Here is a 22,472-nt window from a genome sequence, read left to right as displayed (position 1 = left end):
TCCTGTGCCAAGGCCTGCTGATCGCCGGTTTCGCCGGCCTCGCCGCGACCAACCCGGCCGCGGACATCGGCACCTTCGCTTTGTTCGCGGTGCTGGCGGCTTTGGCCTCGGCGACGCAGGACATCGCCGTCGACGCCTGGCGAATCGACGTCGCCGACGAGGCTGCGCCCGTCGAACTGCTCTCAGCCATCTATCAGTTTGGCTATCGCATTGCGTCCATCGTCGGCGGCGCCTTTGCGCTGTTCCTCGCCGCGCGGTTGCCGTGGGGGACGGTCTATTTCGTCATGGCCGCGCTGATGCTCGGCATGATCGCAGTCGCGCTGACCGCGCCGGACACCAGGCGCGAGCCGCGCGATGCCGCCGCCGACGCCCTCGAGGAAGCCGGTGCGGTCAAGCCGTCGGTGCGCTTCGCCGCGCTCGCGGTCGTTGGCCTGTGCTGGCTGTGGGCAATCGTCACCCTCGCCCGCTTCATGGTGGCGATGCTCGCCGCCCAGGCACCGGGGCAGAAGCCGCCGTCGGTCGCCGACTTCACCAGCCATGTCGGCCCGTGGATCATCATCGCGACGGTGTTCGTGCCACTCGCTGTCGCCGCCGGCGTCAACTGGCTCAAGGCACACGGCCAGGGCGTCCAACGTGACGCGCACCCGACCGTGTCCACCGGCCGGGCGGCGATGAACCATATCTACGGGGCGCTCGTCTCGCCACTCGCCGAACTGTCGGAGCGCCTCGGCTGGGGCGTCCTCATCATCATCGGCTTCATCCTGACCTACGCGCTTTGCTACAACATCTGGTCGAGCTTCGCCTTCCCCTTCTACCTCGACTTCATGCACTACACGAAGGACCAGGTCGCCTTCGCGTCCAAGGTCTTCGGCATCTTCATGACGATGATCGGCATCAGTCTCGGCGGCTATCTGTTCAGCAGGATCGGCCGCTTCCCGACCGTGCTGATCGGCGCCTGCGTGACGCCGCTCGGCAACCTGCTCTACGCCGACTTGGCCGAGGGCGGGCGCAACATCGACGCCTTCGCGCACCTGCTGCGCATCGACGCCCTTGGCGCGGCGCTCGGTAGTGACGAGCGCATGGTCCGGCTGCTGATCGCCATCTGTTACGAGAATATCGCGACCGGCATCGCGCTCACCGCCTTCGTTGCTTACCTTTCGGGCATTGTCAGCAAGAAGTTCACCGCGGTCCAGTACGCGCTGTTGTCGTCGCTGACGTTCCTGGTCGGCTCTCTGGGTCGAGGCGTCGCCGGCGAAGCGTTCGACAAATATGGCTATCCCCTGGTGTTCCGCTGGACTGCGGCGGCCGGCCTCGTCGCCGTGCTGTTCGTGCTGCTGGAATGGGCGCGAGTCGCGTCTCAGGAGCGGCGAGCGCGCGTGGAGGCTGGCACAGCGCCAAAGGTCGTTCGGGCCGAGGCCTAGTCGGGTACCTGCGCGTTGGCGGCGAGCACGCTGCCCGCGAGGTAGAGCGAGCCGAAGATCAGGACGCGTGCGTCGGCCGGGACCGCAGCCAGCGCGTCCGCGACGTCGTCGTGAGGGTCGGCCGGGAACCCCAGTTCACCGGCGATTTCGACCAACTCGCTTGGCGCGAAGCAGGCATGGTCGGGGATCGGCACCGCGTGGACGTGGGCCGCAACGCCGCGGAACGGCTGCAGCATGCCCGACGGGTCCTTGGTCGCAAGGCTCGCGAAGACCATGTGCAGCGGCTTGCCGTCCGCGAAGGCGCGGCGCGCGAAGGACGCGATCTGGCGGCCCGCCGAGGGATTGTGGCCGCCGTCGAGCCAGACCTCGCGATCGCCCACCAGCGGACCATGCGCGAGGATTTGAAGCCGCGCCGGCCAGTCGGCCCAGCCCATCGCCGCGACGATCGCCGCGGTCGGCACCTTCAGCCGGTCCTGATGACGGAGCATCGCCACGGCGAGCGCCGCGTTCATTGCCTGGTGGCGGCCGCGGAGCCTCGGGATCGGCAGTGCAAGCGCGCCCTTGCGGTCGCGGTAGCGGAGCTTGCCGGCGCTGACGATCGCATCCCAATTGGCGCCGCGCGGCAGCCATTTGGCGCCGAGCCGGCCGGCGACGTCGCCGACTCGCACTCCGACCGCGGGCGGGTACAATTGGGTGACCATCGGCACGCCCGGCTTCCCGATCGCCGCTTTCTCGGCAGCGATGTCGGGCAGGCGGTTGCCGAGGAATTGCTGGTGGTCGAGGGCGAGGTTGGCAATGCCGGTGATGAGCGGCTTCTCCACCACGTTGGTCGCGTCGAGCCGGCCGCCGAGGCCGACCTCGAGGATGCAGGCATCGGCCGGATTTCGCGCAAAAGCGAGGAGGGCGGCGGCGGTCGCGACCTCGAAGAAGCTCGGTTCGATGCCCGTGCCGGCGTCGATCACTTCGGCGAGCAGGGCGGCGAGCTCCTCGTCGTCGATCAGCCGGTCGGCGATCCGGATCCGCTCGTTGAAGCGGACCAGGTGCGGGCTGGTGAAGACGTGGACGCTGTAGCCAGCGGCCTGCAGCGCGGCGCGGAGGAAGGCGCAGGTCGAGCCCTTGCCGTTGGTGCCAGCGACATGGAATACTGGCGGGAGGCGGTCCTGCGGACGGCCGAGCCGATCGAGAAGCACGTGAATGCGGTCGAGGCCGAGCCGGTCGCCGGCGGGCGACAGGGTAGCGAGCCGGTCGAGCTGGGCCTGCACGTCGGGGTGCGAGGAGCGGGCGAAATCCATTAAATCCCCTCCCGCTCGCGGGAGGGGAAGAGCCGCGCAGCGGCGAAGGGGAGGGCCTGTGGAGGTCGCGACAAGCCCTCCCCCCGGCCCCCTCCCGCCAGCGGGAGGGGGGGTGTCAAGCGGCCTCCTCCACCTCGGGCGCGAGGTAGCCGATCAGGGCCGCCAGCCGCTGCTTCAGCTCGCTCCTCGGAACGACCATATCGATCATCCCGTGCTCGAGCAGATATTCGGCGCGCTGGAACCCTTCCGGCAATTTTTCGCGGATGGTCTGCTCGATCACGCGCTGGCCGGCGAAGCCGATCAGCGCACCGGGCTCCGCCAGCTGAACGTCGCCCAGCATGGCGTAGGATGCGGTGACTCCGCCCGTCGTCGGATCGGTGAGGACGACGATGTAGGGCAGGCCGGCCTCCCGCAGCTGATCGAGCGCCACCGTGCTGCGCGGCATCTGCATCAGGCTGAGGATGCCCTCCTGCATCCGGGCGCCGCCCGCGGCGGTGAACAGGATGTAGGGACAGCGCTCGGCGATCGCGGCATTGACGCCGGCAACCAGCGCCGCGCCGACCGCCGTGCCCATCGAGCCCGCCATGAAGGCGAAGTCCTGGACTCCGACGATCGCCGCTTGCCCCTCGATCCGCCCCCGCGCATTGATCAGCGCGTCGCGCTCGCCGGTCGCGGATCGCGCAGTCTTCAGCCGCTCGGCGTAGCGCTTGCTGTCGCGGAACTTGAGCGGGTCCTCGCGCACGTCGGGCGGCGGCAGGACCTCATATTCGGCGGCGTCGAACAGCTGCTGGAAGCGCTTCTCCGGCCCGATCCGGTCATGGAAGTCGCAGCGCGGGCAGACGTTGTAATTCTCTTCCCATTCCTTGGTGAAGATCATCGTCCCGCACTTGCCGCACTTGTGCCAGAGGTTCTCGGCCGTCTGCCGCTTGGGCAGGAACGGGATTCCGCTTCTCACTCGGCTGAGCCAGCTCATCGTCAGGTCCTTGGGTTATGCGGTGGTTGCAAGCGTCGCGGCAACGTCCGCGATCGCCTGGGCAGGATCGGCGGCGGCGGTGATAGGCCGGCCGATCACAAGGATCGAGGCTCCTGCGTCCAATGCCGCGTCGGGCGTGACGACCCGTTTCTGGTCGCCGGCCTCCCCGCCTGCGGGACGAACGCCGGGGACGACGAAGAAGCCGCCCGGCCAGCGCGCCGAGGCTGCGCCCACTTCCGCTCCGGAGCAGACGATGCCGTCGACGCCCGCGCTCCGGGCAAGGTCGGCAAAACGCACGACCTGGTCGGCCGGGGCGTCGCGATAGCCGAGCGCGTCGAGGTCCTCGGCGTCGAGGCTGGTCAGCACCGTCACTGCGACAACCCTGGTCTCCGCCGGAGCCGCGGCCTTCGCCGCCTCGAGCATCGCCCGCCCGCCTGCGGCATGGACGGTCAGCACGGCTGGTCGCAGCGGTGCCAGGGCCTCGACCGCCTTGGCGACCGTGTTCGGGATGTCATGGAGCTTCAGGTCGAGAAAGATCGGCAGGCCGGCCTCGCCAAGCCGCCTGACGCCCTCGGGACCATTGGCGGAGAAAAACTCGAGGCCGAGCTTCAGACCGCCGGCATGGCCGCGAACTGCGCGGGCGAGACCTAGCGCGCGCTCGAGGTCGGGCGTGTCGATGGCGACGAAGATCGGCTTCACTGCAACGGCTCCCGCTCCGGCTCGGAGAGCGCCGGCGCAGCGACTGGCGCCGCGCGCTGGCGGTCGAACGCGTCGATTCGCCGCCGCAGCGTCCACAGCCGGGCCCGCATCACCAGCCAGGTCGGCAGCCAGCCGACGACGAAGCCGGCGAGAACCAGCAAGGGAAGCTTGGTCTCCGCCTGGATGTCCGTCCACAGGTTGATCGTCACCGGCGTCCAGTTCGTCCAGGCGAACAGGGCCACCAGCACCGCGAGGAGAACCCAGAACAGGGTCTTGAGGAATTGCATTCGGCACTACGCTCCTGCGGCGCCTTTAGGGGACCCGTCCGCGCATGGCCAGCGCGGCCGACGTTCGTCGCGCCTCAGAGTCGCTTCACCGCAGGGCGCGGGAGCAAAGCGTTGAGGCATTTGGCCGCAGCCGCCACAGGAAGCGCGGGGGACGGGAGACAATCAGCTTGATGACATCGGCCAAGATCGGGGTTGGCGCGCTTGCGCTCGTGGGCGTCGCCGCCTTGTTCGCGAGCCGCCCGACCGCCAGCACGCCGCAGCCCGTGCCCGGCCAGTCGCCCGAAGTCGTCCAGGCGCATCTCCGCCTCGCCGCCGTCTCGCCCGAGGCCCGCCGCGACATCGACTATGCGATGCTCGACCAGAGGCTGCAGCGGCTGATGACCAAGCCGTCGATGGTCGGCATGGCCGTCGGAGTCGTCGAGAATGGGCGGATCACGTTCCTCAAGGGCTATGGAACCACGCTCGAGGGGTCGGGCGAGCCGGTCACGCCGGCGACGGTGTTCCGCTGGGCGTCCTGCTCCAAGGGCCTGGCCGCGACGATGGTCGCGAAGCTCGCCGAGCAGGGCAAGATCGACCTCAACGCCCCCGTCGGGGAATATGCGCCGGACCTGAAGCTACCCAACGGCAACGAGTACAAGGCCAACGTGATCGACCTCCTGTCGCACCGGCTCGGCCTCTATCGCGACGCCTATGCCGACAAGCTGGAGGACGGCGGCGACCCGAGCATGCTTCGCCGCAGCCTTGCCCAGCTCGACGCGGTCTGCGCGCCCGGCACCTGCTGGTCCTACCAGAATGTCGCTTATGACGCGTCGAGCGAGATCGTCTCGCGGACCACGGGACTGCCCTATGAGCAGGCGGTCAAGCGCTATCTGTTCAACCCGATCGGCATGACGAGCGGCAGCGTGTCGATGGAGGGGCTGGAATCGAACGCCAGCTGGGCCCGTCCGCACAGCGCCGGGCGGCGTCCGTGGCCGATGGTCGATACCTATTACAAGGTGCCGGGTGCCGCCGGGATCAACACCAACATCAAGGACATGGCGCTGTGGATGGAAGCGCAGATGGGGGAGATGCCGGACGTCATCGATGGCCGCGTGCTCGACACCATCCACGCGCCGCTGGTCGTGACTCCGGGCGAGCGCGGCCGGATGCGCAAGTTCCTGGAGCGGCTCGGCACCGCCTGGTACGGGCTTGGCTGGCGCAGCTATGATTACGCCGGGCACCGGATCGTCGGCCACCGCGGCGGCATCAAGGGCTATCGCTCGCTGATCCTGTTCGATCCGCAGCTGAAAAGCGGCGTCGTCGCGCTGTGGAACAGCGACACCTGGCAGCCGGGCGGGCTTGAGTTCGAAGTGATGGACCAGATCTACCACCTGCCGTTCCGCGACTGGCTGCAGGTCGACAGCGGGCCGGCGCGCCCTGGGGCTCCGGACACGCAGAGCGACGAGGACGCGCCGACGGTTGCACGGGTCGAGCCGCGGCACCCGGCAAGCCGGGCCGGATAGGTATTTTCCTATTGCGCATAGGGAACATATAGGGAACAATGGCTGCGATCCGTCCGGAGTCGCACCCCATGGTCCTTATCGATCCCGCTTTGCTGATCGCCCTCGCCGCGCTGATCAGCTCGCTGTCCGCCTTCGTCTGGGCGGTTCGCCGAAAGCCATAAGGGTGGCGTTGAAAAACCTGTCCGGACGCCCATCTCGCGGGGCATGATCCCGCTGTCCGTGCTCGACCTGTCGCCGATCGTTGAGGGCGGCGACGCCGGTCGGTCACTTCGGGCCAGCGCCGAGCTGGCGAAAGCCGCGGAGTGCCTCGGCTACACCCGTTTCTGGATGGCCGAGCATCATTCGATGCCGGGTATCGCCAGCGCCGCGACCGCCGTCGCGCTGGCCTTCGTCGGGTCCGAGACAAGCACCATTCGCATCGGCGCGGGCGGCATCATGCTGCCCAACCATGCGCCGCTGACCATCGCCGAGCAGTTCGGGACGCTGGCGTCGCTCTATCCCGGCCGGATAGACCTTGGGCTCGGGCGTGCGCCGGGCAGCGACCAGGCGACCGCTTATGCCCTCCGGCGAAGCCTCGGCAGCGACGCCGACCAGTTTCCGAACGACGTCGTCGAGCTGATGGGCTATTTCAAAGGCAGCAACGGCCGCGTCCGCGCCATTCCCGGCGAGGGCTGCGATGTGCCGCTGTGGATTTTGGGCTCCAGCCTCTACGGCGCGCAACTGGCGGCGATGCTCGGCCTGCCCTACGCCTTCGCCTCGCACTTCGCGCCGCAGATGATGATGGAGGCGATCCGCGTGTATTGCGAGCGGTTCCAGCCGTCGGAGCAACTCGACAGACCCCATGTCATGCTCGGCTTCAATGTCTTTGCCGCCGATACGGACGAGGAGGCGCAGCTGCTCTCGACCTCGGTCCAGCAGGCGGTCGTCGCTCTTCGCACCGGCCAGCCGATGCAGCTGCCGCCGCCGCGGGCCGGCTATGCCGGCAGCCTGCCGCTGGAGGCGCGGGCGATGCTCGGCGACTTTCTCAGCTGCTCGGCGATCGGCAGCCCGGAGACGGTCGCCCGCGAAGTCGAGGCCTTCGTCGCGAGGACCGGCGCCGACGAGCTGATGGTCACCTCGCAGATCTTCGACCAGTCCGCACGAATCCGCTCCTACGAGCTCCTGGTGGACGCCGTCCGCCAGCCCTCCCCCGTCGCATAAGGAAGTTCATGTCCGCTCTGTTCAGCCCGCTCGACGTCGGCGGCCTCCATCTTCGCAACCGCATCGTCATTGCACCGATGTGCCAATATTCGGCCGAGGACGGCTGCATGACCGACTGGCACACGATCCACCTCGGTCACCTCGCCCTCTCCGGCGCGGCGCTGCTGACGATCGAGGCGACGGCGGTGACGCCGGAAGGCCGAATCAGCTGGGGTGACACCGGCCTTTACTCGGACGAGAATGAGGCAGCGATGGCCCGGGTGCTGGAGAGCGTCCGGCGGTGGTCGGACATGCCGATCGCGATCCAGCTTGGCCATGCCGGCCGCAAGGCGTCGACCGACAAGCCATGGCTCGGCGGCAAGCAGATCGCGCCGAACACAGAGAACGGCTGGCAGACCCTCGCGCCCTCCCCGCTCCCCTTTCTCGAGGACGAAAACCCGCCGGTCGAGCTCGACCGCGCCGGCCTGAAGCGCATCCGCAACGCTTTCGCCGATGCCGCCCGACGCGCCGCACGCCTCGACCTTGCCGCAGTCCAGCTGCACGGCGCGCACGGCTATCTCCTCCATCAGTTCCTGTCGCCGCTGTCGAACCGCCGGACCGACGAATTCGGCGGCAGCCTCGAGAACCGGATGCGCTTCCCGCTGGAAGTGTTCGACGCGGTCCGCGCGGTGTTCCCGGCCGACAAGCCGGTGACGATGCGGCTTTCCGCGACCGATTGGGTGGAGGGCGGCTGGGACGTTGCACAGACCATCGCCTTCGCGCGCGAACTGGAAGCCCGCGGCTGCGCTGCGATCCACGTCTCAAGTGGCGGCCTCGACCATCGCCAGGCAATCCCAGTCGGCCCCAATTACCAGGTGCCGCTCGCCCGGGCGGTCAAGCAGGCGGTCGGAATCCCGGTCGTCGCGGTCGGGCTGATCACCGGCTTCGAGCAGGCCGAAGCGATCATCGGCACCGGTGATGCGGACGTCGTCGCGCTCGCTCGCGGCATGCTTTACGATCCGCGGTGGCCGTGGCACGCGGCCGCGGAACTGGGCGGACAGGTCAAGGCTCCGCCGCAGTACCTCCGATCCCAGCCACGCCAGCACCGGCACCTGTTCGACATCGGCGGCTGAGGTCATTCCCGGTCGGGGACGCCCGCCGACCGTTGAAATATTGCGATAAAGGGCGGCCTTTGGCATTCACGCCGGCATGAAGTGGACCGCAGCTGCCACGCCGGCGCTGATCTTGTGGAGCCTTGCCGCTCCGCCGGGAGCCACCGCTGCGCCGCTCGGCGATGCCGCGTTCCTCAACATCGGGCTCGCCTGCCGCTGGGACGACCAATGCATGACGATGCAGCGCAAGGCGATGGCGCACGCGGTCGGCTATGTCCGCCAGACGAAGCCCGCGGCGTGGCGAATCCAGCTCTGCAACCGCAATGCCCGGCGCGCGTACGGCCGGGTCGACTGGGTCGGATTCGACCATTGCATCCACAATGAAAGGCTCAGCCGCGCGGTCGCCAACGACGCCCGGCGCCGCGCCAGGCACTAGCGAGCGCGTTGCTGTATTGACTATGTAATACACTAGACTTATCCTGCCGGCACAGGAGGAGCCCACATGTATTCCCAGCAAGAGCTAGACGACGCGGTCAGCGCGGGTGCGATCAGCAGCGCCGCCGCCGATGCCCTGCGCGCCCACGTCGAGCGCCAGCGATCGATTGCAATCCCGGACGAGGAGCAGTTCCGGCTGCTCACCGGATTCAACGACATCTTCGTCTCGATCGCGGCCGCGATCCTCCTGTTCGCGGTCGGCTGGATCGGCCAGTCGATCGGCCAGGCGATCGGGCTTGCAATCCACGACACGAGCGGCAGCGGCGGCTGGGGCCCGAGCTTCCTTGCGCCGCTAGCGGTGGCCGGCACCGCCTGGTCGCTGGCCCTGTTCTTCACCGCGAGACGGCGGATGGCGCTACCCTCGATCCTGCTGTTGCTTGCCTTCGTGGGCGGCACACTGGCGGCGACCGGCTTCCTGCTGGTGCAGGTGATCGGAGCCGCGCAGTTCAACAACAATCCGTCGCAGCTTCTGCCGGCGACCGTAGGAGCCGTCAGCGCCGCCGTTGCGGCCGCCGCCGCCTGGCTTCACTGGCGCCGTTTCCATGTGCCGATCACGGTCGCCGCGGGGGCAGCCGCGGTTGCCGCCCTGTTCGTCGCGATCGTGATCGCGATCGTCCGGCCGGCCGACAGCGAGGCCGCCAAGAACATCATCCTCGGGTTCGTCCTGCTGCTTGGGGTCGGCATGTTCCTGTTCGCAATGTGGTGGGACGCGTCGGACCGCGCGCGGATCACCCGCCGCTCGGACGTCGCCTTCTGGCTTCACCTGCTGGCCGCGCCGATGATCGCCCATCCGATCTTCGCCCTGCTCGGCCTCACCAGCGGCACGGTCGGCATGGGCGAGGCATTGATGGTCGTCGCGCTTTATGTCGTGTTCGGGATCACTGCGCTCGCCGTCGACCGTCGCGCGCTTCTGGTCTCCGCGCTGGCCTATGTGCTCTATGCGCTGACCGAGCTGTTCAAGCAGTTCGGCGCGGTCGAGCTCAACGTAGCGCTGACGGCGCTCGTGATCGGCTCCGCGCTTCTGCTGCTGTCGGCCTTCTGGCACCAGGCCCGGCGCCTGGTCGTCGCCGCTTTGCCGGCAGGGCTTCAGGAGCGGCTGCCGAACCTCGACCGGATCGCGGTCACGGCCCAACCAGCCGCATGAGCCGCCGCTCGAGCGGGGCCAGCACGCCGCCGAGGTCGTGGCCCCGCTTGAGCAGCTGACCCTGTTCGCCGACCAGGGAGAACGCCCCCTGCTTCAACCGAAGCGCGGGGCGTTTTTCTATGCGCACCTCGGGCCGCTCCGAATGGCGACGGTGAGCGGCGAAGACGGCGACGTCGGCCTCGAACCGCATCGCATAGTCGCGCCAATGCCCGGCGGCGACCATGCGGCCATAGAGGTCGAGGATGCGCATCAGCTCCTTGCGGTCGAAGGCGACGATGGGATGCCGATCCGCCGGAGACGGAAACGGCGCAATCACACTCAAGCGGACTTCGCCTTCGTCGTCTGCTGCCGGGCGCCCGCCCGAAGCGCGGCGATTTCCTTGCGAAGCTCGGCAAGCTCATGCTCGAGCTCGCCGATGCGAGCGCGCACCGGATCGACGTCCTCGCCGAACGGCGTTCCGTAGGGGATGAAGCCGGGGCTGTAATGGACCGCGTCGAGCGGCACCGCGCGGGCCGGGATCCCGACCACCGTTACGCCCGGGGGCACGTCCTTGGTCACCACCGCATTGGCGCCGACCCGCGCGCCCTCGCCGAGCTCGATCGGGCCGAGCACCTGCGCGCCCGATCCGATGACGACGCCGTTGCGAAGCGTCGGGTGGCGCTTGCCGCCGGCGCCGGTCGACGGGTTGGTGCCGCCAAGCGTTACGCTCTGGTAGATGGTGACGTCGTCGCCGATGTCGGCGGTCTCGCCCAGCACGCTGAACCCGTGGTCGAGGAAGAAGCGCTTGCCGATCTTCGCGCCCGGGTGGATGTCGATCGCCGTCAGGAAGCGCGCGAAATGATTGACCAGCCGCGCCAGCAGGTACAGCCGGCCCTCCCACAGCCAGTGGGCGACGCGATGCAGCCCAAGCGCCCAGACGCCCGGATAGAACAAAACGTCCCATCTTGAGCGCGCCGCCGGATCACGGGACTTGACGGAATCGAGATAGGCGATCAGCCCAGACTGCAAAGGAGCACCTTCTTGTCGTTACACCGTCAATCTAGGTGCCAGCCGGGGCAAATACCAGCGCGCGGCGACTTGACCGGCACGAGCGGCTTGCTTCCGCAACAGCCGTTCGGCACATCCCGTGACTGGGACGACCGGCCGGCGTCTTTCCGAAACGCCGACTAATCGTCCGATCGAGGGGGAACGGCAATCTCACATTATAATCCGCTCTACTCGCTTGCCGGGCTGTTTGTCGGCATGCTGGTGGGAATGACCGGCGTCGGCGGCGGGTCGCTGATGACGCCGATCCTGGTGCTCCTGTTCAACTTCCATCCCGCGACGGCGGTCGGCACCGACCTGCTCTACGCGTCGGTGACAAAGACGGTCGGGACCGCGGTCCACGGAACGCGCAAGTCGGTCGACTGGAAGATCGTCACGGCGCTTGCCTGCGGAAGCGTGCCGGCGGCGATCTTGACCTTGTTCTCCATGGCCCACTTCGGCGCCCTGGCGAGCCAGGTCACCGGTGAGCTCACGCTGCTGCTCGGCGTCGTCCTCGTGCTCACCAGCGTGTCGATCCTGTTCCGTCCGCTGTTCCTGCGCTGGGCGGGACCGCGCGCAGACCAGGCGACCGCTCGCGGCATCTCCGGGTGGACGATCCTGCTCGGCGCAGTCCTCGGTGTCCTGGTATCGCTGACCTCGGTCGGCGCCGGAGCGCTCGGGACCACGGTGCTGCTGATGCTCTACCCGCGCCTGCCGGTTGCCCGGATCGCCGGCAGCGACATCGCGCATGCCGTGCCGCTGACCCTGATTGCCGGCATCGGCCATTGGCTGATGGGATCGGTCGACCTGATCCTGATGGTGGGGCTGCTCATCGGCTCGATCCCCGGGATCATCGTCGGCAGCCTGCTTGCGAACAAGGTGTCCGATACGCTGCTGAGGATCGTGCTTGCGATCACCCTGTTCGTGGTCGCGCTGAAGATGCTGACCGGCTGAGTCAGAGCGTTGCGTGAACCGTCGCCACCGCCTTCATGACGGCGGCGATGCGGACCGCAGCCTGGATCGTGTCGGGCTTCACGCCATGCTCCAGAAGCACGCGCTCGTGGCTGTCGATGCACATGCCGCAGCCGTTCATTGCCGAAACCGCCAGGCTGAAGAGCTCGAAGTCATCCCTGGCGATACCGTGCTGGCCGATGAAATTCATTCGAAGCCGCGCCGGCAGCTTGCCGTATTCCGGGTTCGAGGTGAGGTGGACGAAGCGATAATAGACGTTGTTCATCGCCATCACCGCCGCAGCGCCCCGAGCCGCATTGGCCTGCGTGTCGCCAAGACGACCCGCAACCTCCGCCTCCGCCGCCGCGACGAGCGGCCGGTACCCTGAGCCATGGGCGCAGGCGAGCAGGAGCCCGAGCTTGCGCTCCTCGCCGATCAGCTGGTCGCTGAGGATCGAGCCCAGGTTGAGGCGGATGTCCTTCGCGTAATCAGGCAGAGACTCCGCGAATTGCTTGAGCGACATGGGTTTGGGTCTCCGGATACAAAACGGGGGCAGGCTTAGGGGAATAAACCCGCCCCCGGCACAGCAAGCTCCAAGGGGGCGAAGCTGCTGCTTGTCCTCCCGCCGGGGCGGAAGAAGCTGGTTACGCGGCCTGAGGCTTCAGCACCTCGTCGCCCGGCGTCCAGTTGCAAGGGCACAACTCGTCCGTCTGAAGGGCGTCGAGCACGCGCAGCGCCTCGGCCGGGTTGCGGCCGACGTTGAGGCCATTGACCGTGACGTGCTGGATGACGTTGTCCGGATCGACGATGAAGGTCGCGCGGAAGGCGACGCCCTCGGCCTGGTCGACGATCCCCAGCGCGTCCGCCAATTCCTTCTTGTTGTCGGCGATCCACGGGAAGTCGGCCTTGGCCAGTTCCTCATCGGAGCGGCGCCATGCGAAGTGGACGTGGGCGGTGTCGGTCGAAGCGCCGATCAGGACCGCATCACGATCCTCGAAATCGCCCTTCAGCTCGCCATAGCCGACGATCTCGGTCGGGCAGACGAAGGTGAAGTCCTTCGGCCAGTAGAACAGGACCTTCCACTTGCCGTTGGTCTCGCCAAGATCGATCGTCTCGCCGGAAGGCAGCGCCGAGGTGCCCTGCTGGACCGAAAGGGTGAGAGAGGGAAGCTTGTCACCAACGGTAAGCATGTAGAGGTCGTCTCCTGTTCTGCTGCAATGCAGCGTAGCGAATAAAGACGCATCTAGGCGGCTGGCTTACATCGTTCAAGTTGATTATACGGCTTCCAGTTATTGGAATATTCGATCAGATGGTCGTGCATCTTCCGACGATCAAGCAGCTGCAATATCTCGTCGCGCTGCGCCGCTTCGGTCACTTCGGCAAAGCCGCCGAGGCCTGTTTCGTTACCCAGTCGACGCTGTCGGCCGGCCTTCGCGAACTCGAGACCTCGCTTGGCCTGACCCTGGTCGAGCGCACCCGACGGGTGGTCCGCTTCACTCCGCTCGGCGAGAAGATGGCCGACAAGGCGGTCGCGGTGCTTCGCGAGACCGAGGAGCTTGCCGAAATGGCCCGGGCGCAGGGCCGGCCGCTGCATGGCGAGCTGCGCATGGGCGTCATTCCGACGATCGCGCCCTTCCTTCTGCCGACGATGCTCCCGCGGCTGCGCGCGCAGTGGCCGGAGCTCAAGCTCTACCTGCGTGAAGAAACGAGCAACGCCGCCTGCACCGCTCTTTCGCGCGGGCAACTCGACTGCGTCCTGCTCGCGCTGCCATTCAACTGCGGCGAGGTCGACAGCGTCGTGCTGTTCGATGATCCGCTTTACATTGCCTATCCGAGCGGCGAAGCGCCGGACGCGCAGGCGGTCGCCGCGGCCGATATCGACGAAAGCCGCCTTCTGCTGCTCGAGGACGGCCATTGCCTCAAGGACCATGCGCTGGCGGCGTGCAACCGGCCCGAACTTCGCGCCCATGCCGAGATGATGGGCACGTCGCTGCATACGCTTGTGCAGATGGTCGACAATGGGCTTGGCCTGACCTTCGTGCCGGGCATGGCGATCGAGGCCGGAATCCTCTCCAACACCGGCGTCGATGCGCGGCCCCTCGGCTCTGACCATAATTTCCGGCGCATCGCGCTCATCTGGCGCCGGTCGAGCGCGCGGGAGAATGAGTTCCGCCTTCTCGCCGACGCGCTGCAGCGCATCATGGCCGAGTTGCGGCCGGCACCGAAGCGCAAGGCTCCGGTGCCGACAGAACTACCAAGTTAAGCCGGCTCGGCGACTCCGATCGGCGTGTCGGCCTTGACCGTCTGGTCGACGTCGAAGCGGTCCGCATTCATGACCTTGGTCCAGGCTTCGACGAAGTCCGTCACGAACTTCTCCTGCCCACCCTTCTGGGCATAGACCTCACACACTGCGCGAAGCTCCGCATTCGATCCGAAGATCAGGTCGGCGCGCGTCGCCCGCCACTTCTCGTGGCCGCCGGCGCGGTCGGTGGCGACATACTCCTCGTCGTTGGAGCCATCGACCGATTTCCAGACGTTGGTCATGTCGAGCAGGTTCGTGAAGAAGTCGTTGGTGAGCTGGCCCGGCCGCTTCGTGAAATGGCCGTGCCCGCGCTCGCCGTGGTTGGCGCCGAGCACGCGCAGGCCGGCGACCAGAACCGTCATTTCCGGCACCGACAGGCCGAGCAGCGACGCGCGGTCTAGCATCATCTCCTCGGTCTTCACGCTGAGCGACTTCTTGCCAACATAATTGCGGAAGGCGTCGGCCTCCGGCTCCATCACGTCGAAGCTGTCGGCGTCGGTCTGCTCGGCCGTCGCGTCGCCTCGGCCGCCGAGGAATGGGACATTGCGAGCCCCCGCCTTCTCGAGCCCGACGACACCGCCGAGCACGATCGCATCGGCCATGCTGAGGTTGCCGCGAAGCCCGTCGAGCGTGCTCAACACCTTCGTCAGCTCGGCCGGCTCGTTGACGTCCCAGTCCTTCTGCGGAGCGAGGCGGATGCGGGCGCCGTTGGCCCCGCCGCGATGGTCGGACTTGCGGTAGGTCGAGGCCGAGGCCCAGGCGGTCTTGATCAGCTGCGAGACAGTCAGGCCGCTGTCAGCGATCTTCGCCTTCACGGCCGCGATATCGGCGTCGGCCGGCTTGCTGCCGGCCGGAATCGGGTCTTGCCAGATCAGGTCCTCCTTCGGCACTTCCGGGCCGAGATAGCGGGCCTTGGGCCCCATGTCGCGGTGACAGAGCTTGAACCAGGCGCGGGCGAACGCGTCCTTGAACGCCTCGTGGTCATTGCGGAACTTCTTCGAGATCGCGCGAAGCTCCGGATCCTCGCGAAGAGCCATGTCGGCGGTCGTCATCATCGTCGGGACGCGCTTGTTCGGGTCCCAGGCGGCCGGCGCCTTGTCCTCTTCCTTCTGGTTGACCGGTTGCCACTGCTGGGCACCCGCGGGCGAGCGGACCAGCTCGTACTCATAGTCGAGCAGCAGGCGGAAATAATTCTCCGACCACTGAGTCGGCGTGTTCACCCAGCTGCCTTCGATGCCGCTGGTGACGGTGTGCTCGCCGATGCCGCCATGCTCCTCGCCGCTGACCCAGCCGAAGCCCTGGGCGGCGAGATCGGCACCGGACGGAGCCTTGCCCAGCGTCGACGCGTCACCGTTGCCGTGCGCCTTGCCGAACGTGTGGCCGCCGGCGGTCAGGGCGACCGTCTCCTCATGGTTCATCGCCATGCGCTCGAACGTCGCCTTGATGTCGCGGGCCGACTGCAGCGGATCGGGGTTGCCCCCCGGGCCTTCGGGATTGACGTAGATGAGGCCCATCTGGATCGCCGCGAGCGGTCCCTCGAGCTCGGCGAGGCCGTGCTCCGGTGCGATGCGGGTCTGGACGCCCTCGTTCACCCATTTGTCCTCGGAGCCCCAGTAGATGTCGCGCTCCGGCTCGAACACGTCGGGACGGCCGCCGCCGAACCCGAAGACCGGTCCGCCCATGCTCTCGATCGCAACGTTGCCGGCGAGGATGAACAGGTCCGCCCAGCTGATGTTCTCGCCATATTTCTGCTTGATCGGCCACAGCAGGCGGCGCGCCTTGTCGAGGTTGCCGTTGTCCGGCCAGCTGTCGAGCGGAGCGAAGCGCTGCTGCCCGCTGTTGGCGCCGCCGCGACCATCCGCGGTGCGATAGGTGCCGGCCGCGTGCCAGGCCATGCGGATGAAGAAGGGGCCGTAATGACCGTAATCCGCCGGCCACCATGGCTGGCTGTCGGTCATCAGCGCTGTGAGATCGGTCTTCAGCGCCTGGTAGTCGAGCTTCTTGAACGCCTCGGCGTAGTTGAAGTCGGCGCCGAGCGGGTTGGTCGCGCCGTTAGGATTGAGGATCTCGGTCGCCAGCATTTCCGGCCACCAGTCCTTGTTGGTGCGCCCGAGCAGCGCGCGGACACTTGCGGGCTTGCCTGCCGGACAGCCCATATCACCGGTCTTCGCGTCCATTGCTGCTCTCCTCCAATTCTCTTCGGCGCCTGCCTAGGCCGGGCGACGGATCGCCTGAAACGATATTCCTTGGTCAGTGAGAACAGCAGAATCGATAAGCGCTGCCTCAAATCAGTCCATGTGCCGCAGGCCGATGCGCAGGTAGTCGTAACCGGTCACCAGAGTCAGCGCCGCCGCCGCCCACAGCGTGACGATGCCGACGAGATGAACCCATGGCTGGCTCGGCAGAGCGCCTCCGAGGATCAGAGCGCCGAGCGCCACGAGCTGCAGCGTCGTCTTCCATTTGGCGAGCGCACTCACCGGGACCGACACGTTCAACGGCCCGAGGAACTCGCGAAGGCCCGAGACGATGATCTCGCGAAGCAGGATGACGAGCGCCGGAATGATGTGCAGCCCGGCGATTTCCGGCACCGGATTTTCCTTGCGGCTGGAGATCAGCATCATCAGCACCGCCGCGACCATGATCTTGTCGGCAATCGGGTCGAGAAACTGGCCGAGCTTCGAGATGCTGTTCCAGGCCCGGGCGAGATAGCCGTCGAAATAATCGGTGATCGCGACGATGCAGTAGAGGATGAAGGTGATCGCATAGTCGATCGGCTGCGGGCGCCACAGCAGGAACACCAGGATCGGCACCGCAAGGATGCGCGACAGGGTCAAAAGGTTCGGCAGCGACAGCATCTCGTGCCCGGAGAACTATAGGGTTTGGCGCGTCGCGCAAAGCTGGCTATGCCCTGCGCCCAGCCCATGGCAGCGACATTTCCCGACAATTGATCCAGAACATCACTCACCTGCTGCGCTCGCGGCGGTTCGCGCCGTTGTTCGCGACGCAGTTCCTCGGCGCCTTCAACGACAGCCTGTTCAAGCAGGCGGTCGTCCTGTTCGTGACCTACAAGCTCTTCTCCAACCCGGCGAAGGAGTTCCAGTTCAGCGCCATCGCGCAAGGGTTGTTCATCCTGCCCTTCTTCCTGCTGTCCGCCCTTTCGGGACAGCTTGCCGACGATCATGACAAGGCGAGGCTGATCCGCATCATTAAGCTGGCCGAGGTCACGATCATGGCGCTCGGCGGCGCGGGCATCGTGTTCGCAAGCATCCCCCTGATGCTTGCCGCGGTGTTCGCGATGGGCATTCACTCGACCTTCTTCGGGCCGATCAAATACGCGATCCTGCCGCAGCATCTGAGCCGTGACGAGGTTCTCGGCGGCACCGGGCTGGTCGAGGCCGGCACCTACCTCGCCATCCTCGGCGGAACGATCCTCGCGGGCGTTCTTGCGTCCACACCGGCCTGGGCGGCGGCAATCACGATCGCAGTCGCCGGCCTTGGCTATCTCACCGGCCGGCAGGTGCCGAGCGCGCCACCCGCGGCCGAGCGGATCGCCTTCGACCGGCACATCATCCGGGCATCGGTCGCCCTCGTCAGCGGCACGATGCACATCCGCCGCCTGTTCCTCGCGATCCTGTCGATCAGCTTCTTCTGGACGATCGGCGCGGTGCTGATCATCATCTTCCCGCCGCTGGTGAAGAACGTTCTCGGCGCCAATGAGCAGGTGGCGAGCCTGTTCATCGCCATCTTCTCGATCGGAATCGCGATCGGCTCGGTCCTCATCAACCGGCTGCTGAAGAGCGAGGTGTCGGCCCGCTACGCGCCCGCGTCGGTGCTGGTGATGGGGCTGTTCGTGCTCATGCTCCACTTCGTCGCGCTGTCCTGGGGCAGGCACGGTCCCGGCCTCACCACGCTGGGCAATTTCATTTTCCATCCGGCCGCCGGCTTCATGATCATTGCCTTGCTCGGGGTCGCGGTCAGCGGGGGCATGTTCGTCGTGCCGCTCTATGCGTTCCTCACGACCACCGTCGCGAAGACCGAGACCGCGCGTACTGTCGCCGCGAACAACATCGTCAACTCCGGCGCGATGGTGATCGGCTCATTGCTAGCGTTCGCGCTCAGCAGCATTGGCGTTGGACCGGGCGGGCAGCTGGTGCTGGTCGCCGCGATGTGCGTCGTCTCCGCCTGGCTCGGCTGGAAGCTTCACCTCGCCTGCGATTGAGCGCTGCTCAGGCGAGCAGGATCGAGACGAACAGGAACCCGGCGAGGAAGGTCATCACGAATAGCCCAAGGGCGGAGCCGAGGCTCGTACCCGGCGAGGCACGCAGCACCGGCTCGCTGGTTCGGACGACTTGCGAACGGCCAAAGCGGCGCGGGTCGAGCCGCGGCATCCGGCGTGAAATGAAAACGGTCCTCGGAGCGGCCGAGGCCGCAGTTGCAAGCGCTGTCCCCACAAGCGGCATTCACAATCCTTAACGCGGTTTTTACCACGTACAAAACTCGCCGAAGCGTTGCCCGCTCCCGCCGTCCAGAAACGGGACCATTCTGGACCGGGTCTGACGAAAATCGCCTAGGAGCGAGCGGCCGTGAGGTCGTTGCAATCGGCCGGGGGCGCCTCTTCCTCCAGCCGCCGGGCGCGCGAGGACAGGAGCTCGCGGGCATCGTCGGCGGTCATCGCCTTGCCGAAGTACCAGCCCTGTCCGATCTCGCAGCCGAGGCCCATGACCGTCCGGAACGCAGGCTCGGCCTCGATGCCCTCGATGCAGACCGGGACCGACAGCGCGTTGGCGAGCGTCGTTACGGCGCGGATGATTGCGATGCTTTCGCGGTTCTCGTGCACGTCCGAAAGGAAGCTGCGATCAATCTTGATCACGTCGAATGGGAGCGAGCGCAGATGCGCGAGCGAGGAGAAGCCGGTGCCGAAGTCGTCGAGCGCCAGGCGCACGCCCTGGTTCTTCAGGCTGGTGACGATGCTTCGCGCAAGGTCGACGTCCGCAAACAGCGAGCTTTCGGTGACCTCGATCACGAGCCGCTCGGCGGGAAAGCCCGTTTCAGTCAGGAGCCGGACGATCCGATGCGCCAGCCAGCCGTCGGCGAACTGCGACGGGGAGATGTTGACCGAGATCGTGATCGTGGGATCCCAGGCGGCCGCCTCCCGCAACGCCGCGCCGATCACCTGCTCCGACAACTGACCGATCAAGCCGATTTCCTCGGCAACCGGGATGAAGACGTCCGGCCCGACCGAGCCCGACAGCGGGTGCTTCCAGCGGGCGAGCACTTCGAAGCCGATGATATTGCCGCTTGCAAGGTCCACCTGCGGCTCGAAATAGGGCACGAACTGGCCGTGCTGCAGGCCGAAGCGGATCCCCTGCTCGATCTCGCCATGAGCGAGCAGCGCCCGCTCCATGCCGTCATCGAACCAGACCGGCCGCGCGACCCGGCCGCTCTTGGCATGGTCCATGGCGATGTCCGCACGCCGAAGGAGGTCGGGAATCCGGGTCTGCGCCGCGGGAGCAGCGGCGATGCCGGCGAAAGCGCCGACCTGGATGATCCGCTCGCCGATCGCAAATGGCCGGCTAACCCCATGCAGGGCCGCGTCCGCGAGCCCCTCCGCACGTTCGATCTCGTCGGCGGGCATGATGACGGCAATCGCGAACTCGTCGGCGGCCAGTCGCCCGACCGCCGAGCTGTCGTCGAAATTGGCGGTCAGTGCCGCCGCCAGCTCCCGCAGCAGCGCGTCGCCGGTTTCGTGTCCGTGCTGGTCGTTGACCGTCTTGAAGCGGTGGATCTGGATCGACACGATTACCAGCTGCGCCGTCGCCGAGCCGCAGCTCGCGCACAGCGCCCCGGCCCTGTCGGCAAAGCCCTTGCGATTGAGCAGCCCCGTCGTCGGCTCGGTTGTCGCCAGCAAGGCAGCCCGGCGCTCGCCGTCCGCGCGCATCTCGGCCTCGTGCTGGAGGTCGCCGTAGCGGCGCCAGCCGAACAGGATCAGCGCGACGTTGAGAGTCAGCGCGGCGCTTGCAAGGCTGACGTCCTGGCCAAGGGCCGCGTGGGCGATCGTGATTTCGTGGACGAAGGCGCTGCCGTTCCAGATCAGCATCATGACGGCGGCGATAAGGACGATCAGCACGACCGCGTCGCGACGCGCCTTCACGAGCCGCGGGGAAACGGCCTTGCCCGCATCATTGTCAACGCCACTCGCCACCCCGCGCAGTTAGCGCAGGATGCTTAACAAACCGTCCAACCGGAATGGAGATTTTGTCGGCGATGGTGCGGACGGTGGGAATCGAACCCACACTCCCAATCGGGAAGAGGATTTTAAGTCCCCAGCGTCTACCGTTCCGCCACGTCCGCGTCTTGAGCGACCGAGCGCAGTGTAGCAGCGCGCAGAGATCGCGAAAGCCGGCCAGCCTCGGAAACGAGGACTGACGTCATGGGATTCATTCCCATGACGGCTCTACCACCTATTCCGCGGTGACTTCCTGTAAGTTCAGCCGGTCGCGCATTTCCTTGCCCGGCTTGAAATAGGGCACGCGCTTGGCATCGACGTCGACCGATTGGCCGGTGCGCGGGTTGCGGCCGACGCGAGCGTCGCGCTTGCGCGTCGAAAAGGCTCCGAAGCCGCGAAGCTCGACACGTCCGCCCTGCGAGAGCTGCTCGGTGATGGAGTCGAAGATCGCGCCGACCACGCCCTCGACCTCGCGCTGGGTGAGGTCCGGGAAATCGCCGCACAGCTTCTGAACAAGTTCGGATCGGATCATCGAAATAGTCCCGCTCGAAACGCTGCGCTCCCCTAAGCCCAGCGGGTTGCCTTCAGGCTGTCAAAAAACGCTGGTGCGCGCAAGCAGAATTGGACGGCCTTCCAGCGGGAAGACCGTCCAGTTTCCGGATTACTTCTTCTTGTTCTGGGCGTCCTTGAGCGCCTGGCCAAGAATATCGCCGAGCGAAGCGCCGCTGTCGGACGAGCCGTACTGGGCAACCGCTTCCTTCTCCTCGGCAATCTGGCGCGCCTTGACGGAGAAGTTCGGCTTCTTCGACCGGTCGAAGCCGATGACCATCGCATCGAGCTTCTGGCCGACCTGGAAGCGCTCCGGCCGCTGCTCGTCGCGGTCGCGGCCAAGGTCGGTGCGCTTGAGGAAGCCCGTCGCGCCGTCGTCGCCCACCTGCACGTCGAGGCCCGAATCCTGGACCGCGCGCACGGTAACCGTGACCGTGTCACCCTTCTTGACGCCGCCAATGCCCGCCGCTGCGCCGCCCGCCGAAGCGCCGGCGCCCGTTCCGCCGCCCTCGAGCTGCTTCATGCCGAGGCTGATGCGCTCCTTCTCGACATCGACGTCGAGGACCTGCGCCTGGACGGTCTCGCCCTTGCGGTGAAGCGCGAGCGCTTCCTCGCCCGAGACGCCCCAGGCGATGTCGGACATGTGGACCATGCCATCGACGTCCCCCTCGAGGCCGACGAACAGGCCAAACTCGGTCGCATTCTTGACTTCGCCCTCGACGACGGAGCCGACCGGGTGAGCCTCGGCGAAGGCCTCCCACGGGTTCGACTGGGCCTGCTTGAGACCAAGCGAAATCCGACGCTTTTCCTCGTCGACCTCGAGCACCTTGACATCGACTTCCTGGCTGGTGCTGACGATCTTGCCGGGGTGGACGTTCTTCTTGGTCCAGCTCATTTCCGAGACGTGGACCAGGCCTTCGATGCCCGGCTCCAGCTCGACGAAGGCGCCATATTCGGTGATGTTGGTCACCCGGCCCTGGAACACGCCGTCCAGCGGATACTTGGCCGCCGCACCTTCCCACGGATCGCTCTCGAGCTGCTTCATGCCGAGGCTGATGCGCTGCGTCTCGCGGTTGATGCGGATGATCTGCACCTTCACCGTGTCGCCGATGTTGAGCACTTCGGACGGGTGATTGACGCGCTTGTAGCTGATGTCGGTGACGTGAAGCAGGCCGTCGATGCCGCCGAGGTCGACGAATGCGCCGTAGTCGGTGATGTTCTTGACCACGCCCTCGATGACCTGGCCCTCGGCAAGGCTCTGGATGAGGCCGGAGCGCTGCTCGGCGCGGGTCTCCTCGAGGATCGCGCGGCGCGACA

The 22,472-nt window shown here is 66.8% G+C and carries 24 protein-coding genes and 1 tRNA gene; 10 read left to right on the top strand and 15 right to left on the bottom strand.

The features are described from left to right. Window positions 1–1,421, top strand: a 1,421-nt coding sequence (locus tag JOZ79_RS05025) for a hypothetical protein (protein ID WP_294071462.1), incomplete at its 5' end; no start/stop codon positions are given. On the opposite strand, the gene JOZ79_RS05020 is transcribed toward JOZ79_RS05025, so the two are convergent. The 4 genes from JOZ79_RS05020 to JOZ79_RS05005 all read right to left on the bottom strand — a co-directional run bounded on the left by JOZ79_RS05020 (window position 1,418) and on the right by JOZ79_RS05005 (window position 4,672). Then, window positions 1,418–2,713 (bottom strand): folylpolyglutamate synthase/dihydrofolate synthase family protein, encoded by a 1,296-nt coding sequence (locus JOZ79_RS05020; protein WP_294071461.1) that lies wholly within the window; start codon window positions 2,711–2,713, stop codon window positions 1,418–1,420. The genes JOZ79_RS05025 and JOZ79_RS05020 overlap by 4 nt on opposite strands. Before the next feature lie 115 nt (window positions 2,714–2,828). Then, window positions 2,829–3,686: an acetyl-CoA carboxylase, carboxyltransferase subunit beta gene (gene accD, locus JOZ79_RS05015; protein ID WP_294071459.1), complete on the bottom strand. Its 858-nt coding sequence runs from the start codon at window positions 3,684–3,686 to the stop codon at window positions 2,829–2,831. A gap of 15 nt (window positions 3,687–3,701) precedes the next feature. After that, window positions 3,702–4,385: an orotidine-5'-phosphate decarboxylase gene (pyrF, locus tag JOZ79_RS05010; protein WP_294071456.1), complete on the bottom strand. Its 684-nt coding sequence runs from the start codon at window positions 4,383–4,385 to the stop codon at window positions 3,702–3,704. After that, window positions 4,382–4,672 carry a lipopolysaccharide assembly protein LapA domain-containing protein gene (locus tag JOZ79_RS05005; protein WP_294071453.1) on the bottom strand — a complete coding sequence of 97 codons (291 nt, stop codon included), beginning with the start codon at window positions 4,670–4,672 and terminating at the stop codon, window positions 4,382–4,384. The genes pyrF and JOZ79_RS05005 overlap by 4 nt, the downstream gene beginning before the upstream one ends. Before the next feature lie 170 nt (window positions 4,673–4,842). Between JOZ79_RS05005 and JOZ79_RS05000 the strand changes: the two genes are divergently transcribed. From JOZ79_RS05000 to JOZ79_RS04975, 6 genes are all read left to right on the top strand, one after another. Next, complete coding sequence (locus JOZ79_RS05000; protein WP_294071469.1) at window positions 4,843–6,174, top strand: serine hydrolase domain-containing protein; 1,332 nt, start codon at window positions 4,843–4,845, stop codon at window positions 6,172–6,174. Between the two features lie 38 nt (window positions 6,175–6,212). Then, window positions 6,213–6,335 carry a hypothetical protein gene (locus JOZ79_RS04995; RefSeq protein WP_294071450.1) on the top strand — a complete coding sequence of 41 codons (123 nt, stop codon included), beginning with the start codon at window positions 6,213–6,215 and terminating at the stop codon, window positions 6,333–6,335. A 43-nt stretch (window positions 6,336–6,378) separates the two neighbouring features. Beyond that, on the top strand, window positions 6,379–7,374 hold the full coding sequence (locus JOZ79_RS04990) for an LLM class flavin-dependent oxidoreductase (RefSeq protein ID WP_294071447.1): 996 nt from the start codon (window positions 6,379–6,381) through the stop codon (window positions 7,372–7,374). An 8-nt stretch (window positions 7,375–7,382) separates the two neighbouring features. After that, the gene (locus tag JOZ79_RS04985) at window positions 7,383–8,486 is read left to right on the top strand and encodes an NADH:flavin oxidoreductase/NADH oxidase (protein WP_294071444.1); all 1,104 of its coding nucleotides are present in this window, start codon (window positions 7,383–7,385) and stop codon (window positions 8,484–8,486) included. A 76-nt stretch (window positions 8,487–8,562) separates the two neighbouring features. After that, the gene (locus JOZ79_RS04980; RefSeq protein ID WP_294071441.1) at window positions 8,563–8,901 is read left to right on the top strand and encodes a hypothetical protein; all 339 of its coding nucleotides are present in this window, start codon (window positions 8,563–8,565) and stop codon (window positions 8,899–8,901) included. Window positions 8,902–8,967: 66 nt separating this feature from the next. Beyond that, a complete protein-coding gene (locus tag JOZ79_RS04975; RefSeq protein ID WP_294071438.1) occupies window positions 8,968–10,104 on the top strand; it encodes a hypothetical protein in 1,137 nt (378 codons plus the stop codon). Here JOZ79_RS04975 and JOZ79_RS04970 read toward each other — a convergent pair. Further along, window positions 10,082–10,426: a DUF2794 domain-containing protein gene (locus JOZ79_RS04970; RefSeq protein ID WP_294071434.1), complete on the bottom strand. Its 345-nt coding sequence runs from the start codon at window positions 10,424–10,426 to the stop codon at window positions 10,082–10,084. The genes JOZ79_RS04975 and JOZ79_RS04970 overlap by 23 nt on opposite strands. Continuing rightward, on the bottom strand, window positions 10,423–11,112 hold the full coding sequence (gene cysE / locus JOZ79_RS04965) for a serine O-acetyltransferase (protein ID WP_294071431.1): 690 nt from the start codon (window positions 11,110–11,112) through the stop codon (window positions 10,423–10,425). Before cysE ends, JOZ79_RS04970 begins: the two co-directional genes overlap by 4 nt. Before the next feature lie 186 nt (window positions 11,113–11,298). On the opposite strand from cysE, the gene JOZ79_RS04960 reads away from it, so the two are divergent. Beyond that, entirely contained in the window at window positions 11,299–12,081 is a 783-nt protein-coding gene (locus JOZ79_RS04960) for a sulfite exporter TauE/SafE family protein (protein ID WP_294071467.1), read from the top strand. Window position 12,082: 1 nt separating this feature from the next. Here the strand turns inward: JOZ79_RS04960 and JOZ79_RS04955 are convergent, their stop codons facing one another. Further along, window positions 12,083–12,601 carry a carboxymuconolactone decarboxylase family protein gene (locus JOZ79_RS04955; RefSeq protein ID WP_294071429.1) on the bottom strand — a complete coding sequence of 173 codons (519 nt, stop codon included), beginning with the start codon at window positions 12,599–12,601 and terminating at the stop codon, window positions 12,083–12,085. Between the two features lie 121 nt (window positions 12,602–12,722). Beyond that, on the bottom strand, window positions 12,723–13,268 hold the full coding sequence (locus tag JOZ79_RS04950) for a peroxiredoxin (protein WP_294071426.1): 546 nt from the start codon (window positions 13,266–13,268) through the stop codon (window positions 12,723–12,725). Window positions 13,269–13,387: 119 nt separating this feature from the next. On the opposite strand from JOZ79_RS04950, the gene JOZ79_RS04945 reads away from it, so the two are divergent. After that, on the top strand, window positions 13,388–14,341 hold the full coding sequence (locus JOZ79_RS04945) for a hydrogen peroxide-inducible genes activator (protein WP_294071423.1): 954 nt from the start codon (window positions 13,388–13,390) through the stop codon (window positions 14,339–14,341). Here the strand turns inward: JOZ79_RS04945 and katG are convergent. Next, window positions 14,338–16,557 (bottom strand): catalase/peroxidase HPI, encoded by a 2,220-nt coding sequence (katG, locus tag JOZ79_RS04940; protein ID WP_294071420.1) that lies wholly within the window; start codon window positions 16,555–16,557, stop codon window positions 14,338–14,340. The two genes, JOZ79_RS04945 and katG, sit on opposite strands and share 4 nt — an antisense overlap. Before the next feature lie 111 nt (window positions 16,558–16,668). Next, on the bottom strand, window positions 16,669–17,235 hold the full coding sequence (gene pgsA / locus JOZ79_RS04935; RefSeq protein WP_294071417.1) for a CDP-diacylglycerol--glycerol-3-phosphate 3-phosphatidyltransferase: 567 nt from the start codon (window positions 17,233–17,235) through the stop codon (window positions 16,669–16,671). Between the two features lie 92 nt (window positions 17,236–17,327). Between pgsA and JOZ79_RS04930 the strand changes: the two genes are divergently transcribed. After that, complete coding sequence (locus JOZ79_RS04930) at window positions 17,328–18,599, top strand: MFS transporter (protein ID WP_294071464.1); 1,272 nt, start codon at window positions 17,328–17,330, stop codon at window positions 18,597–18,599. Window positions 18,600–18,606: 7 nt separating this feature from the next. Here JOZ79_RS04930 and JOZ79_RS04925 read toward each other — a convergent pair whose 3' ends face one another. The 5 genes from JOZ79_RS04925 to JOZ79_RS04905 all read right to left on the bottom strand — a co-directional run. After that, the gene (locus tag JOZ79_RS04925) at window positions 18,607–18,840 is read right to left on the bottom strand and encodes a hypothetical protein (RefSeq protein ID WP_294071415.1); all 234 of its coding nucleotides are present in this window, start codon (window positions 18,838–18,840) and stop codon (window positions 18,607–18,609) included. 107 nt (window positions 18,841–18,947) lie between these two features. Continuing rightward, window positions 18,948–20,582: a GGDEF domain-containing phosphodiesterase gene (locus JOZ79_RS04920; protein WP_294071413.1), complete on the bottom strand. Its 1,635-nt coding sequence runs from the start codon at window positions 20,580–20,582 to the stop codon at window positions 18,948–18,950. 63 nt (window positions 20,583–20,645) lie between these two features. Continuing rightward, window positions 20,646–20,731, bottom strand: a tRNA-Leu gene (locus JOZ79_RS04915). 110 nt (window positions 20,732–20,841) lie between these two features. Next, window positions 20,842–21,138 (bottom strand): integration host factor subunit beta, encoded by a 297-nt coding sequence (locus tag JOZ79_RS04910; RefSeq protein ID WP_294071411.1) that lies wholly within the window; start codon window positions 21,136–21,138, stop codon window positions 20,842–20,844. Window positions 21,139–21,267: 129 nt separating this feature from the next. After that, a partial coding sequence (locus tag JOZ79_RS04905; RefSeq protein WP_294071409.1) for a 30S ribosomal protein S1 occupies window positions 21,268–22,472 on the bottom strand: 1,205 nt, incomplete at its 5' end.

Source organism: Sphingomonas sp. (genome assembly GCF_019242355.1).
Lineage (GTDB): Bacteria > Pseudomonadota > Alphaproteobacteria > Sphingomonadales > Sphingomonadaceae > Sphingomicrobium.
This window is presented reverse-complemented; position numbering and strand designations above follow the sequence as displayed.

Excerpts from the sequence above, each read along its gene's own strand:
- accD (WP_294071459.1), bottom strand. The coding sequence starts at position 3,686 with ATGAGCTGGCTCAGCCGAGTGAGAAGCGGAATCCCGTTCCTGCCCAAG.
- pgsA (WP_294071417.1), bottom strand. The coding sequence starts at position 17,235 with ATGCTGTCGCTGCCGAACCTTTTGACCCTGTCGCGCATCCTTGCGGTG.
- JOZ79_RS05000 (WP_294071469.1), top strand. The coding sequence starts at position 4,843 with ATGACATCGGCCAAGATCGGGGTTGGCGCGCTTGCGCTCGTGGGCGTC.
- JOZ79_RS04990 (WP_294071447.1), top strand. The coding sequence starts at position 6,379 with ATGATCCCGCTGTCCGTGCTCGACCTGTCGCCGATCGTTGAGGGCGGC.
- JOZ79_RS04955 (WP_294071429.1), bottom strand. The coding sequence starts at position 12,601 with ATGTCGCTCAAGCAATTCGCGGAGTCTCTGCCTGATTACGCGAAGGAC.
- JOZ79_RS05020 (WP_294071461.1), bottom strand. The coding sequence starts at position 2,713 with ATGGATTTCGCCCGCTCCTCGCACCCCGACGTGCAGGCCCAGCTCGAC.
- katG (WP_294071420.1), bottom strand. The coding sequence starts at position 16,557 with ATGGACGCGAAGACCGGTGATATGGGCTGTCCGGCAGGCAAGCCCGCA.
- JOZ79_RS04945 (WP_294071423.1), top strand. The coding sequence starts at position 13,388 with ATGGTCGTGCATCTTCCGACGATCAAGCAGCTGCAATATCTCGTCGCG.
- JOZ79_RS04910 (WP_294071411.1), bottom strand. The coding sequence starts at position 21,138 with ATGATCCGATCCGAACTTGTTCAGAAGCTGTGCGGCGATTTCCCGGAC.
- JOZ79_RS04980 (WP_294071441.1), top strand. The coding sequence starts at position 8,563 with ATGAAGTGGACCGCAGCTGCCACGCCGGCGCTGATCTTGTGGAGCCTT.
- JOZ79_RS04975 (WP_294071438.1), top strand. The coding sequence starts at position 8,968 with ATGTATTCCCAGCAAGAGCTAGACGACGCGGTCAGCGCGGGTGCGATC.
- JOZ79_RS04985 (WP_294071444.1), top strand. The coding sequence starts at position 7,383 with ATGTCCGCTCTGTTCAGCCCGCTCGACGTCGGCGGCCTCCATCTTCGC.
- JOZ79_RS04950 (WP_294071426.1), bottom strand. The coding sequence starts at position 13,268 with ATGCTTACCGTTGGTGACAAGCTTCCCTCTCTCACCCTTTCGGTCCAG.
- JOZ79_RS05005 (WP_294071453.1), bottom strand. The coding sequence starts at position 4,672 with ATGCAATTCCTCAAGACCCTGTTCTGGGTTCTCCTCGCGGTGCTGGTG.
- JOZ79_RS04995 (WP_294071450.1), top strand. The coding sequence starts at position 6,213 with ATGGCTGCGATCCGTCCGGAGTCGCACCCCATGGTCCTTATCGATCCC.
- JOZ79_RS04925 (WP_294071415.1), bottom strand. The coding sequence starts at position 18,840 with ATGCCGCTTGTGGGGACAGCGCTTGCAACTGCGGCCTCGGCCGCTCCG.